General features: G+C 66.2%; 15 protein-coding genes. 12 read left to right on the forward strand and 3 right to left on the reverse strand.

What is annotated here, in order from left to right:
* The first annotated feature begins 313 nt into the window (after positions 1 to 313).
* Positions 314 to 814, forward strand: a complete 501-nt coding sequence (locus HYU53_16055) for an NUDIX hydrolase (GenBank protein ID MBI2222706.1) — start codon at positions 314 to 316, stop codon at positions 812 to 814.
* A gap of 269 nt (positions 815 to 1083) precedes the next feature.
* Here the strand turns inward: HYU53_16055 and HYU53_16060 are convergent, their stop codons facing one another.
* Positions 1084 to 2577, reverse strand: coding sequence for an amino acid permease (locus HYU53_16060; protein ID MBI2222707.1), 1494 nt, complete (start codon positions 2575 to 2577; stop codon positions 1084 to 1086).
* Between the two features lie 88 nt (positions 2578 to 2665).
* On the opposite strand from HYU53_16060, the gene gltS reads away from it, so the two are divergent.
* From gltS to HYU53_16100, 8 genes are all read left to right on the forward strand, one after another.
* Positions 2666 to 3895, forward strand: a complete 1230-nt coding sequence (gene gltS, locus HYU53_16065) for a sodium/glutamate symporter (protein MBI2222708.1) — start codon at positions 2666 to 2668, stop codon at positions 3893 to 3895.
* Positions 3896 to 3897: 2 nt separating this feature from the next.
* Complete coding sequence (locus HYU53_16070) at positions 3898 to 4464, forward strand: HDIG domain-containing protein (protein ID MBI2222709.1); 567 nt, start codon at positions 3898 to 3900, stop codon at positions 4462 to 4464.
* A 30-nt stretch (positions 4465 to 4494) separates the two neighbouring features.
* On the forward strand, positions 4495 to 5445 hold the full coding sequence (locus HYU53_16075; GenBank protein ID MBI2222710.1) for an ABC transporter ATP-binding protein: 951 nt from the start codon (positions 4495 to 4497) through the stop codon (positions 5443 to 5445).
* Positions 5446 to 5464: 19 nt separating this feature from the next.
* Complete coding sequence (locus HYU53_16080) at positions 5465 to 6304, forward strand: hypothetical protein (GenBank protein MBI2222711.1); 840 nt, start codon at positions 5465 to 5467, stop codon at positions 6302 to 6304.
* On the forward strand, positions 6304 to 7227 hold the full coding sequence (locus tag HYU53_16085; protein MBI2222712.1) for an ABC transporter ATP-binding protein: 924 nt from the start codon (positions 6304 to 6306) through the stop codon (positions 7225 to 7227). Before HYU53_16080 ends, HYU53_16085 begins: the two co-directional genes overlap by 1 nt.
* Positions 7228 to 7257: 30 nt before the next feature.
* Positions 7258 to 8136, forward strand: coding sequence for an ABC transporter permease (locus HYU53_16090; protein ID MBI2222713.1), 879 nt, complete (start codon positions 7258 to 7260; stop codon positions 8134 to 8136).
* A gap of 83 nt (positions 8137 to 8219) precedes the next feature.
* Positions 8220 to 9302: a hypothetical protein gene (locus HYU53_16095; GenBank protein MBI2222714.1), complete on the forward strand. Its 1083-nt coding sequence runs from the start codon at positions 8220 to 8222 to the stop codon at positions 9300 to 9302.
* 105 nt (positions 9303 to 9407) lie between these two features.
* Positions 9408 to 9809, forward strand: a complete 402-nt coding sequence (locus HYU53_16100; GenBank protein ID MBI2222715.1) for a gamma-glutamylcyclotransferase — start codon at positions 9408 to 9410, stop codon at positions 9807 to 9809.
* A gap of 102 nt (positions 9810 to 9911) precedes the next feature.
* Here HYU53_16100 and HYU53_16105 read toward each other — a convergent pair whose 3' ends face one another.
* On the reverse strand, positions 9912 to 10535 hold the full coding sequence (locus tag HYU53_16105) for a four helix bundle protein (GenBank protein MBI2222716.1): 624 nt from the start codon (positions 10533 to 10535) through the stop codon (positions 9912 to 9914).
* Here HYU53_16105 and HYU53_16110 point away from each other — a divergent pair.
* The 3 genes from HYU53_16110 to HYU53_16120 all read left to right on the forward strand — a co-directional run bounded on the left by HYU53_16110 (position 10476) and on the right by HYU53_16120 (position 13785).
* Positions 10476 to 11807: a M20/M25/M40 family metallo-hydrolase gene (locus HYU53_16110; protein MBI2222717.1), complete on the forward strand. Its 1332-nt coding sequence runs from the start codon at positions 10476 to 10478 to the stop codon at positions 11805 to 11807. The genes HYU53_16105 and HYU53_16110 overlap by 60 nt on opposite strands.
* 83 nt (positions 11808 to 11890) lie before the next feature.
* Positions 11891 to 12244, forward strand: coding sequence for a PilZ domain-containing protein (locus tag HYU53_16115; GenBank protein MBI2222718.1), 354 nt, complete (start codon positions 11891 to 11893; stop codon positions 12242 to 12244).
* Positions 12245 to 12276: 32 nt separating this feature from the next.
* A complete protein-coding gene (locus HYU53_16120) occupies positions 12277 to 13785 on the forward strand; it encodes an aldehyde dehydrogenase family protein (protein ID MBI2222719.1) in 1509 nt (502 codons plus the stop codon).
* A gap of 994 nt (positions 13786 to 14779) precedes the next feature.
* Here HYU53_16120 and HYU53_16125 read toward each other — a convergent pair.
* Positions 14780 to 15203, reverse strand: a 424-nt coding sequence (locus HYU53_16125; protein ID MBI2222720.1) for a hypothetical protein, incomplete at its 5' end; no start/stop codon positions are given.

The raw sequence follows: 15203 nt of genomic DNA on the forward strand, positions 1-15203 counted from the left end.
CGACGGCGTCTTCCTCCTTCCCGATCCGCCTGGCGCGGCTCGCGGCCACGCCGGCACGGAAGCCTCCGTCCGCCGGTTCTTCGCGCGGTACCGTCCCGGGCTCGAAGGGAATCTCTTCGTACGCATCCGCACGCTGGCCCGCCTGGAGACCGGCCGCGGATGGGTGCACGCCGAATGGGTGGCTGGCTTTCGCGAGCCCGCCTCGGACGATTCCAGCGCGCACCACGTCACCGGCTATACGCATTTCTACCTCGGCGAGGGGGCGCTCATCGAGAAACAGCGCTCCGTCGTTCAGCCGGCGGGCCACGACGCGATGGCTGATGTGCCGGTTCCGACGGCCACGCCCCATCGCTCGCGGAAGTATCCTCCGCGCCCCATCGTCGGCGTCGGCGCCGTCATCGTCGCCGACTCGAAGGTCGTCCTGATCAAGCGCCGGTTCGAGCCGCTGGCAGGGCAGTGGAGCCTGCCGGGTGGAACGCTCGAAGTGGGTGAGACGCTGGAGGCGGGTACCGCGCGCGAGATTCTCGAGGAGACGGGGCTCATCGTGGAGGTCGGCCCCGTGATCGAAGTGTTCGATCGCATCCTGCTCGATGAGGATCACCGGGTGCGGTATCACTTCGTGCTGATCGACTATCTGTGCCGCCCGCTTGGCGGGCGGTTGCAGCACGGCTCGGATGTCGCCGCCGCGGTGCTGGTCGAGCCCGATCAGTTGGAGGCGTTCGGGCTGACGCCGAAAGCCGCTGCGATCATCAAGCGCGGAGTGGAGATGCTGCGCCGCGACGGATGGCCGGAGCCGAGGAAGGAGCTCCTGTGAATGTGGGGATTTGGCGATTTGGTGACCGGCCCGCCTCAGCCGCATGCCGGGATGCTCGATCATCTCGAGGGGCGGACCGAGATGGTGCGCCATCTCGGTCCCGCGCGGCCGCCATCGAGAAGACCGGACCCGTGGCGAACCGACGGGTCGAGCTGAAGAAGATTTCTTGAGCCACGACGGGTCCGAGGGTTTCACCAGAACCCTCGAACCTCCTCGAACCTTCTCGAACCTTCTCGAACCTCCTCGAACCTCCTCGAACCTCCTCGAACCTACCGCCTCCACAGAAAGTACACCGGCACTCCCGTGAGGATGATCGCCAGTCCCGGCCACGTCGTGGCGGTCTGGTACGTGAACAGCACGAGGAGGATGCCGCTGGCGCCCAGGATGTAGATCGCCGGCAGCACCGGGTAGCCGAATGCCTTGTAGGGCCGCTCCGCGTCCGGGCGTGTGAAGCGCAGCCGGATCAGCCCGGAGATCGTCGCGATGTAGAAGAGCAGCGCGGCGGAGATGACGTAGGTCAGCAGGTCGTTGTACAGGTTCCCGTACGTGCCGGTCGCGGTGTTGTAGGTGCGTGGCAGCACGAGAGCCGCGGCCCAGATGCCCTGGATGACCAGCCCCCAGGCCGGCACCTTTTCTTCGTTGAGCGCGCCCGCGCGCCGGAAGAACAGCCCGTCACGCGCCATCGCGTAGTAGGCGCGCGCGCCTGCCAGGATCAGGCCGTTATTGCACCCGAAGGTCGAGATCATGATGCCGATGGCCATGATCATCGCACCCAGCCCCGGGAAGATGACCTCGAGCGTGGAGGTGGCCACGCGGTCGGCCGGCGCGGTCTGGATCGCGCCAAGCGGCAGCGTGACGAGGTACGCGACGTTGGCGAGCACGTACAGCGTGATGACGATCACCGTGCCGAACACCAGCGCCAGCGGCAGCGTGCGCCGCGGGTCCTTCACCTCGCCGGCCGCGAACGCGATGTTGTGCCACGAGTCGGCCGAAAACATGGAACCCACCTGCGACACGGCGAGCGCCACGAGCAACCCGTACGTGGTTGCCGCGCTCACACCCGGCGCGATCGGCGTGTACCCCCGCGGCGTCCAGAAGTCGCCGAAGTTCGTGCTCACCGCCAGCTCGTTCCAGCCGAAGAGCAGCCCCACCAGGATGAGCGCCACAAGGGCGCCGGTCTTGGCGGTCGTGAACACGTTCTGAATCACCTTGCCCCAGTCCAGCCCGCGCGTGTTCGTCCAGGTGAGAAAGGCGATCAGCACCAGGCCGAGGAGCTGCACGGTCGAGAGCGACACGGCATACCCCTGGGTAATGTGCATCGGCGGCACGAGATAGTTGGTTTCGGACAGCCAGGGCACCAGGTAGCCGGTGTACCGCGCGAAGGCGACCGCAACCGCGGCAATGGTCCCGGTCTGGATCACCATGAACAGCGTCCAGCCGTAGAGGAAGCCGGCCAGCGGAGAGAAAGCCTCCCGCAGGAAGACGTACTGCCCGCCGGACCGCGGCATCATCGCCGCCAGCTCGCCGTAGGACAGCGCGCCGGCGATCGTGAGCACGCCGGTCACCACCCACGCGGCCAGCAGCCAGCCCGGGCTGCCGACCTGCCGCGCCATTTCCGCGGAGACGATGAAGATGCCAGATCCAATCATCGACCCGACGACGATCATCGTCGAGGCGTAGAGGCCGAGGCCGCGCTTGAATTCGGTGTCGAGTTGGACGAGCGTGCCCGTCCCGGAAGGCGCCGCGGCAGGGCCGCGCGTCATGTCAGCCATCGAATGTCCCCTGAATTTTGTGCAGGCTGGCGCGAAAATATATCATGCAACCGCATTCCGTGGAGGCTTATTGCCGAAGCTGATCGTCCGGCTGGACATGATCCAGACGCTCGCCCTCGCGTCCGTCGTCCTTTTCGTCGGTTATGGCATCCGGCGGCGCGTCGGGATTCTCAATCGCTACAACATCCCGGCCCCGGTCGTCGGCGGGTTTCTCTTTGCGGCGGTTGCGCTGACGCTGCGGCTGCAGGGGGTCGTGGGGTTCGAGTTCGACGCCACGCTGCAGACCCCGCTCATGATCGCGTTCTTCACGACGATCGGCCTCGGCGCGAGCCTGGGGCTGCTGAAGATCGGCGGGCCGCAGGTGCTGCTGTTCTGGGTCATCGCCAGCCTCATGGCGATTTTCCAGGATGCGGTCGGTGTCGGCCTCGCCAGGCTGCTCGGCGTCCATCCGTTTCTGGGGCTGATCGCGGGCTCGATCACGATGACCGGCGGCCACGGCACCGGCGCGGCGTTCGGCAAGCTGATGGAAGATCAGTACGGCTTCCGCGCGGCCGTGACGCTGGCGATGGCCGCGGCGACCTTCGGGCTGGTCAGCGGGGGGCTGATCGGCGGGCCGATCGCCACGGCGCTCATCCGGCGTAACCATCCGAAGCACACCCCGGGGCACATCAGCCCGGCCGCGCAGGCGGCGGCGGCCCAGGTGGACGCGCTCGACGAGGAAATTGACACCGAGCCGGCGGGGGAGCCGGCGACCGCATACACGCTGCTGAAGGTCATCACGGTGATCCTCCTCGCGATGTGGATGGGCGGGCTCCTCAGCCGCTGGCTGGGCCAGTACGTCACCCTGCCGGCGTACATCGGTGCGATGCTCGTCGCCGCCATCGCCCGGAACGCGGCGGATTTCACCGGCGTCGTGCGGATCGAGCCGCGCGTGGTCGACGACCTCGGCACCATCGCGCTGTCGCTGTTCCTCTCGATGGCGCTCATGAGCCTGCGGCTGTGGGAGCTGCTGGATCTCGCGCTGCCGATGCTCGTGATCCTGACCGTGCAGGTCGCGATGATGGGGACGTTCGCCTATTTCGCGACCTATCGCCTCATGGGGCGCGACTACGATGCCGCGGTCATGGCCGGCGGCCACTGCGGGTTCGGCCTGGGCGCGACGCCGAACGCCGTCGCGAACATGGAGTCGATCGTCGAGAAGTTCGGGCCGGCGCCGCGGGCGTTTCTCGTCGTCCCCATGGTCGGCGCCTTCTTCATCGATTTCACCAACGCCATCATCATCACGACCTTCATCAACCTGGTGCAGTAAGCATGCTGAATCGAGACGCCGCGCTCGCCCTGATGCGGGAATGGACGCAGAACGACAACCTCCGGAAGCACATGCTCGCCGTCGAAGCCGCGGTCCGCCAATACGCGCGCTTGTTCGGCGAGGACGAGAACGACTGGGGCGTGGTCGCCATCCTCCACGACTTCGATTACGAGCGGCACCCGACGCGCGAGGAGCATCCCTACCGCGGCGTGGAGCACTTGCGGGCCCTCGGCTACCCCGAATGGGTGCTGCGCGCGATCCTCTCGCACGCCGACTACACCGGCGTGGCGCGCGAGTCGCGGCTGGAGAAGACGCTGTTCGCGTGCGACGAAATGGCCGGGTTCGTCACCGCGGCCTCGCTCGTGCGCCCCTCGAAGAGCGTGCTCGACCTCGAGGCGTCGAGCGTGGTGAAGCGGATGAAGGACAAGGCGTTCGCGCGCGCGGTTCCGCGCGACGATCTCCGGAAGGGGGCCGAGGAGCTGGGCCTGCCTCTCGACCAGCACATCACGAACGTCATCGCCGGCATGCGCGAGCGCGCCGACGACCTCGGGCTGCGGGGAACGCTGTAAGTGGTGGACACGTATAAGGAAAGTGAGCAGATGGACCCCATCGTCACCCTCTCCCGCGTGACCGTCGCCTACGGGACCAACCGCGCCCTCAAGGACGTGACCGCGGCGTTCCAGCCGGGGGCCGTGGGGCTGCTTGGGCCGAACGGCGCGGGCAAGAGCACCATGCTCAAGGCGCTCCTCGGCTTCGTGAAGCCGGACGAGGGGGCGATGCGCGTGTTCGGCATGGATGTGGCCGACAAGCCGCTCGAGATTCGCGCGCGGCTGGGATACATGCCGGAGACCGATGCGCACATTCCGGGCATGAACGCCGTGACGTTTGTCGCCTACTGCGGCCGGCTCGCCGGCCTGGCGTTTTCCGATGCGATGCAGCGCGCGCACGAGGTGCTGTACTACGTCGGGCTGGGGGAGGCGCGTTACCGGAACGTGGAAACCTACTCCACGGGCATGAAGCAGCGCATCAAGCTCGCGCAGGCGCTGGTCCACGACCCCGACCTGCTGTTCCTCGACGAACCCACCAACGGGATGGACCCGAAGGGGCGCGAGGAGATGCTCGAGCTCGTCCGCGACCTGGCGCACAACAAGCGCGTGAACCTGATTCTCTCCTCGCACCTCCTGCCCGACGTCGAGTACACGTGCGACCACGTCATCGTGATGGACAAGGCGACGGTCGTCGCGCAGGGGCCGATCGGCGAGCTGAAAGGGCCGGCCGGCCGCGTCTTCGAGCTGCGCGTCAAGTTCCCGGGCGGGACCCTTCACGGCTTCCTCGAGCGGCTGCACGAGGCCGGCCTCGAGACGCACAACACGGACGAGGACGTGATTCGCGTCTTCGTTCCAGGCGCCGCCGCGCCGCGGCTCGGGGCCGCGAACGACCAGCAGGCCCTGTTCGCGCTGGCCGCGAAGCACGGCGTGCAGGTGCGCCACCTGAAGGCGAGCCTGCCGACGCTCGAAGACGTGTTCGCCAAGGCGGTCGGCGAAGACTGACCTGAGACGCGAGACCCGAATGCCTATTCACGATCAGAGTTACCGCCGCTACGCCGGGAAGCGCGACCAGCCGGGCAAGGCGTGGACGGTCATCGCGGCGGCGGGGATCCGCAACATGATCGGCCGGAAGATGTTCCTCGGCCTGCTGCTCCTCGCGTGGCTCCCGTTCGTCGTCCGGGCGGTGCAGATCTACATCGCGTCGAACTTCCCGCAAGCCGCTCTGCTCGCGCCCACCGCGGAGACGTTCCGTGAGTTCATGGACCAGCAGGGGCCGTTCGTCTTCTTCGTGACGATTTACGCCGGCGCCGGGCTCATCGCCAACGATCGCCGCGCCAACGCCCTGCAGATTTACCTGTCCAAGCCCCTGATGCGCGCCGAATACATCGCCGGCAAGCTGGCGATCCTCGCCGTCTTCCTGGCCCTGGTGACCTTCGTGCCGGGCATCCTGCTGCTGCTGCTGCAGATTGCGTTCGCCGGGAGCTTCGAGTTCGCGAGAAAGAACATCTTCCTCTTTCCGGCCATCACGCTCGCGGGGCTCGTCCAGGTGCTCGTCGCCAGCTTCACGATGCTCGCGCTCTCGTCGCTCTCGAAAAGCGCGCGGTACGTCGCGATCCTCTACGCCGGACTGCTGTTCTTCACCAAGGCGATGTTCGGCGCGCTGGCGCTCATCACGGGAGGCACCCGTGTCGCCTGGGTGTCGTTCAGCGACAACCTCATTCAAGTGGTGGACGTGATCTTCCGGCTCAAGCCGCGGTACGAGGTGCCGTGGATCGTGTCCCTTCTCGTCATCATCGGCCTGATCGTCGTGTCCGCGTCCGTCCTCGAGCGGCGGGTGCGCGGCGTGGAAGTGGTGACGTAGTGGCGCCGCTCATTACCGCCGAGCAGCTGTCGAAGTGGTACGGACAGGTCATCGGCCTCAACGACGTCACGGTGTCGGTGCCGCCCGGCGTCACCGGCCTGCTTGGCCCCAATGGCGCCGGCAAATCGACGTTCCTGAAGCTGATTACCGGCCAGTTGAAGCCGAGCAAAGGCTCGATCCGCGTCCTCGGGGCGCCGATCTGGGATAACCCGCCGCTGTACGGGCGGATCGGGTTCTGCCCGGAGCAGGACGCCTTCTACGACCGGATGACCGGCCTCGAGTGGGTGACCGCCCTCGTGCGGCTGAACGGCCTGGACAACGGATCCGCCGATGCGGCCGCCCGCCGCGCGCTCGAACAGGTCGACCTCATGGACGCGGCGAACAAGAAGATCGGCGCCTACAGCAAGGGCATGCGGCAGCGCGTGAAGCTCGCACAGGCCATCGTCCACGACCCGGAGCTGCTGATCCTGGACGAGCCGCTCTCGGGCATGGATCCGCTCGCGCGCCGCAAGACGATCCGCTTCATCCGCGACTGGGCGCGCGCCGGCAAGAGCGTCGTCGTCTCGAGCCACATCCTGCACGAGATCGAGTCGATGACGTCGAACATCCTCCTGATCAACAACGGGCGGATCCTCGCCGAAGGGGACGTGCACCACATCCGCGATCTCATCGACGAGCATCCACATACCGTCTACATCCGGGGCGCCGACCCGCGCGGGCTCGCCCGCGAGTTCCTCACGCGCGACGACGTGCTCAGCATGCGGTTCGAGGAAGGCGCGGTGGTGATCGAGACCGCCAGGCCGGATGCGTTTTACGCGCGGCTGACCGAGATGGCCGCATCCGGCGAGTTCGGGCGGATAGACGAGGTGACGTCGCCTGACGACAACCTGCAGGCGGTGTTCAAGTATCTGGTCAAGCAGTAGGCACCGGGCACGAGGCACGAGGCACGAGGGATGAAGATGGACACCGAGAGCACCCCTGGCACGCAAAGCACCGGGAGCACCCGCGGCGGTTCGCCCAGCCTGTTCTCGTCCGCGGTCCGTGTGTTCGACATCTCCGTGGGCGAGATGCTGTGGTCGCGGCGCACGATCTTCATGGCGCTCGTCGTCGGCGGGCCCGTGGTGATCGCGCTGGCCGTTCGGGCCGCGCTCTTCCTGACCGGGCGCGTCGGGCGGGTGGATGGCGTCGCGATGACGGGCCAGGCCATGTTCGGCATGATGATCTGGTTCTTCTACCTGCGCTTCACCGTGCCGGTGCTGGGCGTGTTCTACGGCACCGCGCTCATCGCCGACGAGGTCGAGGACAAGACGCTGACATACCTGTTCACGCGGCCCGTCCGCCGCGGCGCCGTGCTGCTCGGGAAATACCTGGCGTATTTCGCCGTCACGTCGCTCGTCGTGCTGCCATCGGTCATGATCGTGTGGCTGCTCATCGCGCCGATCGGCGGCACCGGCCTGGCGGTGTCGTTCATCCCGCTCCTGAAAGATCTCGCGCTGCTCGCCATCGGCCTGGGCGCCTACGGGGCGTTGTTCGCCTTCATCGGGGCCAAGTTCAAGCGTCCCCTCCTGACCGGCCTGATCTTCGTGTTCGGATGGGAGCAGGCAGCCCTGATGATTCCCGGCTACCTGAAGAAGTTCACGATCGCCTACTACGTCCAGGCGCTCGTTCCGCACGCCATGCCCCAGGAGGGGGTGATGAGCCTCATCCAGGGGCTCTTCCGCGATACGCCCAGCCTGCCGGTAAGCCTGCTGTGCCTGGCGATTATCTGGTTCGGGTTCTTATGGTTGGCGGCGCGGACGGTGGAGCGGAAGGAGTACGTGCTGGAGCAGTAGGCTGTCCGCTTCCGGACAGCTAAGTCCCTTAAACGGAACTTTTTAGCGTCGACCTCGTTATACTCAGACAGAGGTTCATGCCCATGACCAAGCGGACCCGGTACTTCATGGCTGGCGCGGCAACGGTGCTTGCCCTCGGCCTTTGCACGGGCCTCGTGGCCTATTACGGCGGCCTTCCTGCGCTGTCGGCGTCGCGGACCGGACCAGACGAGCTGAGTTATGTGCCGGCCGATGCCGCCGTCGTGGCGTACGCCGACATCCAGACCGTCATGAACTCGCAGTTCCGGCAGAAGCTCCGCGAAGCGATTCCGATGAAGGAGAACGAGCGGAACGAGTTCGAGGAGAAGACCGGGATCGACGTCGAGCGCGACATCCAGTACATCATCGCCGCGATGAGTCCGGACGCGGCCAACGGCGGCAGCAGAGTCGTGCTGGCGCGCGGCACCTTCAACCAGGGGCGCCTGGAGGCTCTGGCACGCGAGCACGGCGGCCAGATCCAGGAATATCGGGGCGCGCGAATCCTGTCGCGCATGGTGGCGAAGGCCACGGAAGAGTCGACCGAGCCCCGCGTCCGCCGTCACGGCGGGAAGCACCCGGCGCTTGCCTTCGTGGACACAGGTCTGGTCGCGATCGGCGATGAGGCGGGTCTCAAGAAAGCCATCGATGCCCACCACACCGGGCAGAGCATTTCCGGCAACGAAGAGATGATGCGCCTGGTCGGCGACATCGAGGCGGGCAGCAACGCGTGGGCGGTCGGCCGCTTTGACGCGCTGCGCAACCACGAAAAACTTCCCGCGCAGGTCCACAACCAGCTCTCCGCGGTGAAGTGGTTTGCCGCGACGGGCCACGTCAACGGCGGCGTGTCTGGCAGCCTCCGGGCCGAGGCGCGCGACGACGCGGCGGCGGAAAACCTGCGCGACGTGGTCCGTGGCCTGCTGGCGCTGGCGAAGCTGCAGGGCGGCAGCGATCCGCGCGCGGCGGCGCTCGTCCAGTCGCTGCAGCTTGGAGGCACTGGCAAGACGGTGATTCTCTCCTTTGCCGTGCCGGCCGAAGTGGTGGATCTGATTGCGAAGAGCGCCCGGCACCACACGGAGATGGAGCGCGGTGAGGCGCCGGAACCCCCCGAGCCGCCCCGCCCGCCGATGCCGCCGGTGCCGGACCGGTAACGAAGCGCGCGCCGGACGTATCGAAGGGCGACCCCCCGGGGTCGCCCTTTTGTTTTTGACTCAGGGTGCGGTCGATCCTACACTTCCGAAGCTCTCGTTCCCGCTATGCCTGAGCTCGTTTTCTTCTACGGCACGCTGATGACCGGCTTCGATCGCCGGCGGCGGGCCGGTATCGACGAGCACATCGAGTACTTCGGGCGGGGCACGATCGCCGCCGACCTGTTCGATCTGGGGATCTATCCTGCGGCGGTGCCGGCGCCGGACGGGCGGGTGTGGGGCGAAGTGTACGCGGTGAAAGACCGGGACAAGGCACTTGGCGGCCTCGACGACATCGAGGGCTACCGCCCGGACGATCCCGACCGCAGCCTCTACATCCGCACCCAGGTGGACGTCGCGCTCACGGACGGTCGCCACGAGAGAGCCTGGGTGTACTTCTACAACGCGCCACTCGGGCGCGCCGAGCGAATCCCCTCGGGGGACTATCTGGCGCACATCAAGGTTCGATAGGGTTCGAGGGGGTTCGAGGGGGTTCGAGGGGGTTCGAGAAGGTTCGAGAAGGTTCGAGAAGGTTCGAAACGGTTCGAGAAGGTTCGAGAAGGTTCCGGGGGGTCACCTCGCTTCGTCGCGGCTGAGGATTCTTACCACATTTCGCCTCGCGCGTTTCGATCGCAGGTAGCGCTGCAGGCGGCCCACGGCAATTCCGGCTCTGACCTGAAGGTCTTGAGCCCGTGCGGCCTGTTCGGCCGTCCAGAAGCGCCGCGCCAGTCCGTCCTCGATCAGGTCCCCGACTTCGCAGTTCGAGGATGCGGAATATCGCGCGTATTGCGCGAACTCGCGCGGATTGAACCTGGCAAAGCCTTCCGCGAGATTGCGGCACGTCGAACTGGCCGCATCTTCCGCCTGGGAGCGGAAACGCAGATCCGCTGCCGCGAGTCCGCCGGAGATCAGCGAGTAGATCTCGCGGCGCAGAGCGTCAGCGAGCTGCCACGCAATCAGCTCCTTGTGCGATTTCGCGCCCACGCGTGAAGGCAAAGCACCGAGCGTGCCGAGGCCGTTTACCGGCCTTTTCTTGAAGCTGGCGTGCTCCAGAGTGCCGTGGCTGCGTACTCGGAAAGCCGTTGGCGAGGCGATTTTTGCACCGAACCCCCTCGAACCTTGCGCTATATTCCCCCCATGCTTCGCACCTTTCTCGTCTCGTTCACGTTGTGGGCCGTCGTCTCGCCCGTCGCGCACGCCCAGGCCACCGATCTCGATCCCAGGATTCAGAAACTGATTGCCGCCGTGTCCGAGCAGCGGCTCGAGCGGCTTCTGACGAAGCTTTCCAGCTTCGAAACGCGCAACACCATGGCAACCGCCGACGCGCCCACGCGGCCGTTGGTCGCGGCCCGCCAGTGGATGTTCGATGAGTTGAAGAACGCGAGCCCGCGGTTGCAGGTGACCTTCGACACGTACCAACTGCCCAGGCAGGGGCAGCGGATTCTTCGCGACGTCGAGCTGAGCAACGTGATGGCGGTCCTGCCCGGCAAGTCGGCGCGACGCATCTACATCAGCGGCCACTATGATTCCCTCGCGCGCAGCCCGAGGGCGGCGCAGGAGCAGTCCTTCGACTGGCTGAATGCCGACAACCGCGCCCCCGGCGCCAATGACGACGGCAGCGGCACGGTGCTGACGATGGAGCTGGCGCGCGTGTTTGCCGGGAGCGGTATCGAGTTCGACGCGACGCTGGTGTTCATCGCGTTTGCCGGCGAAGAGCAGGGGCTCGTCGGGGCAAAGGCGCACGCGCAGAAGGCCGCGGCGGAGAAGGCCGCGATCGAGGCCGTGCTGAACAACGACATGGTAGGGAACAGCCGCGGCGGCGCGAACGGCGCCATCGACAGCGAGTCGATGCGGGTATTCGCGGAAGGCCCCGAGGATTCCCCTTCGCGGCAAATCGCGCGCTTCATCCAGCGCTGGGCGACGCGCTACTACCCCTCGCACCAGGTCCGGCCGATTGCCCGTCACGATCGGTTCGGCCGCGGCGGCGATCACACCGCGTTCAACCAGAACGGATATGCCGGCGTGCGCCTGACCGAATCGAACGAGAACTACGCGCGGCAGCACAGCGTGGACGACACGGTCGACGGCGTGGACTTCACCTACCTCGCGCGCAACGCGCGCGTGAACGTGGCGGCGGCTGCCGTGCTGGCCCTCGCGCCGCCGGCGCCGCAGGTGAACGGGCCTCGCGGTCCTCTGCTCGGGCGGCAGCCGAGCGGCTACGACGCGCGCCTTCGCTGGGACGCCTCGCCCGGCGCCGCCGGGTATCGCATCTTCTGGCGCCGCGCCTGGGCGCCGGACTGGGAGCACGAGCTTGCCGTCGGCAACGTGACGGAGCACGTGCTCCAGGACGTGTCGATTGACGATTACGTGTTCGGCGTCGCCGCCATCGGGCCGGGGGGGCACGAGAGCCTGGTCTCGGCGTACGTGAACCCGCCACGGGCGGACGAGAGGGTCATCACCAGAGAATAGGCACGGGGCACGAGGCACGAGGGACAAGGCGCACTGCCCACTGGCCACCGGCCACTGTCGTTTGCTACTATCCCGCAATCCTCATGGCCGTTGAAGACGACGACAAGCGGGAACGCGAGCGGGTTCCCATCCTCGGCGAGCTGCGGGGCGAGGTCATGGTGTTTCAACCCATGAACATCCTCGACATCAGCGCCGGAGGGGCGCAGATCGAGACGGCCTTCCCGCTCCAGCTCGACTCGCTCCACGATTTCCGCCTGACCCTCGGCGACCGCTCGATCGTGGTCAAAGGGCGGGTGGCGCACTGCCACATCGGGGACCTCGACGAGGAGCGCATCGGCTACCGGACCGGCGTCGAATTCATCGACCCCCCCGAGCACGTCCGCAGCGCGATCAAGGACTTCGTCAGCACGCTCAAGGCGGCGAGGCGGGTGGACTGACCCTGAACCCTGAACCCTGATATCTTCGGTGTATGCCGACCGCGCTTACCGCAACCACCTACTACAACTACATCGACGGTCAGTGGACCCCGTCCAGCTCCGGTCAGCTCTTCGAGAACCGCAACCCGGCCAACACCGGCGACCTGATCGGCGTCTTCCAGAAGTCGACGCGCACGGACGTGGAGGCGGCGGTCGAGGCCGCGCGGCGGGCCTACGACCGCTGGCGGCTCGTGCCGGCGCCGCGCCGCGCCGAGATCGTCTACAAGGCGGCGCAGATCCTCGTCGCGCGCAAGGAACAGTTCGCGCGCGACATGACCCGCGAGATGGGGAAGGTGCTCGCCGAGACGCGCGGCGACGTGCAGGAAGCGATCGACATGTCCTTCCTGTACGCCGGCGAGGGGCGGCGCATGTTCGGCCAGACGACGCCGTCCGAGCTTCCGAACAAGTTCGCGATGTCGGTCCGCCAGCCGATCGGCGTCTGCGGCGTCATCACGCCGTGGAACTTCCCGATGGCGATCCCGTCGTGGAAGATCATTCCCGCGATCATCTGCGGCAACACCGTCGTCTTCAAGCCCGCCACGCTGACTCCGCTCTCGGCGGTGAACTTCGTGAAGGTCCTGGAGGAGGCCGGCCTCCCGAAGGGGGTCGTGAACATCGTCACCGGTGGCGGGGAGGAAGTCGGCGACTCGATTCTGGACAACCCGCACGTGCGCGTCGTGTCGTTCACCGGGTCCACCCTCGTGGGGCGGCACGTCAACGAGGCGTGCGCGCCGGCGTTCAAGAAGGTCCACCTCGAGATGGGCGGCAAGAACGTCATCATGGTGATGGACGACGCCAACATCGAGCTGGCGGTTGACGGCGCCCTTTGGGGTGGCTTCGGGACGACGGGGCAGCGCTGCACGGCGGCCAGCCGCGTGGTCGTGCACGAGAAGGCGTATACGCCGTTCCTCGACGCCTTTGTGACGCGCGCCAGGTCGCTCGTCGTGGGCGACGGCCTGGACGAGAAGAACCAGATGGGGCCGGCGGTCAGCGAGAGCCAGTTGAAGACCGACATGGACTACGTCGCGATCGGCAAGGGCGAGGGGGCGAAGCTGGTGTGCGGCGGCCACCGGCTCGACAAGGGGGCGCACGCGAGGGGGTACTTCCACGAGCCGACGATCTTCGCCGACGTGGATTCGAAGATGCGCATCGCGCGCGAGGAGATTTTCGGGCCGGTCGTGTCGGTGATTCCCTGCACGTCGCTCGACCAGGCGATTGAGATCGGCAACGGCGTGGAGTATGGCCTGTCGGCGTCGATCTACACGCAGGACATCAACCGCGCGTTCACCGCGATGCGCGAGCTGTACACCGGCATCTTCTACGTGAACGCGCCCACCATCGGCGCGGAGGTGCACCTGCCGTTCGGCGGCACGAAGAGCACCGGCAACGGCCACCGCGAATCGGGCGTCGCCGCGCTCGACCTGTTCTCGGAGTGGAAGTCGATCTACATCGACTACAGCGGAAAGCTGCAGCGGGCGCAGATCGACACGGAACAGGTCTAGGCAAGGCCGAAGGACGAAGGGCAAAAGCGTCGGGAGACGTTTTCCGCATTTGTTCTTTGGCCTTCCAAGTTTTATCAACCCGTGCTTAACTCTACGGGCTGTAAAAGAGGTGGATCGGCGTGGCTATCGCGTGAGGTTCTCTCTTTAAGGGAAGCCTGCAAACCCAGGCTCGAAGTCGTCCGCTCGACCTCGATACCCCCGGCAGGACTTCGATTGCGCGGTGGGGTGACCGAACTCACTTCAGCTTGCGTCTCGACGCTCCACATCGGCGCAACGTCACGAAGCGGCATTCGCTCAAGGTGCGGCGTTAACTCAGGGCAATGTGCCACATTGCCCTCCCCGCCCCTACACTAATCTTCCTCGGGAGGTTGTCTCACGGATTATTGGCACAGGGGGAGAAGAGACAGCCACTCAGTGCATGAACAATCCTTTCAAGTTGCTCGCGCTGTGACTTTGAGGCGTGAACGAGTAGCTCTCGTAAGGCCTGGGCGCATTGAATGAAGTCGCCGTGAGTGATGTCCGGACGGATCAGCGTCCTTGTGATCAGCTTGGCCACTTGTGGCGCGGCGGTGCGTGCAGCCGATCTGTCCGCAGTCGTGTCCGGCGGTGTCTGTGGTTCGGAGACTGGCAACTGCCGCGGCACGAGCCGTACGACGCCGTGCGAAAGCGATGCCACTCCTGAGTGGCTGGCACAGGACCTACCTGGTCTCACGTTGTAGGACAGACACCTACGAAGAGATGCCGGTCGTCCGGCGGGGAATTGCGGAAAACCGGTAACGCTGGCGGACCCTGTGATCGTTGCCGCAGATTCGTTCAATGGGGACTCTCGGTGGCGGAGCTGAGCAATTCTGCGGTTCTTGGTTCAGATCTTCACCGAACCGACAGCGTAGTCCACCAATGGCGACTCGGTGCGCCGCGCGACTGCTAGTATGAACACCCGCGATGAACCCTCGTGGTGTATCGTCGCCAACCTTCGTGTTGAACCAACGCTGCGCTATCGTCGAGCCTTGAGCAACGCGACGAACTCCGTCGGCGTTTCCACGCGAATGCCGTGACGGAGCGCGGCCAGAAAGTGGCGACGGTTGGCGGTCACGATCACTCCCGCGCCGGCGGCGCGCGCGATTTCCGCGATATGCGCATCGTAGATGCGGCCGCCGGCGACCCGTTCCTGCGCGGCATTTCGAAGGAGCGCAAGCCGATCCTTCGAAGGTAAATCGCACACCTCCATCCGGCGGAACACTTCTTCGTGGACCAACAGGCAGGCGTCGGCAGGCGTCAGCCGGAATTCGGCCGGAAGTCGCGTCGCGACTGAGAAGAACTCCAGACAGCAATGCCATGCGGTCCCTGGAGAAGACACGGTCTTCACTGCGATCGCATGCATAAGTGACTGTGCCGAGGCGCTCTGCGGGCCCAAGTCA

Source organism: Acidobacteriota bacterium (assembly GCA_016184105.1).
GTDB lineage: Bacteria > Acidobacteriota > Vicinamibacteria > Vicinamibacterales > 2-12-FULL-66-21 > JACPDI01.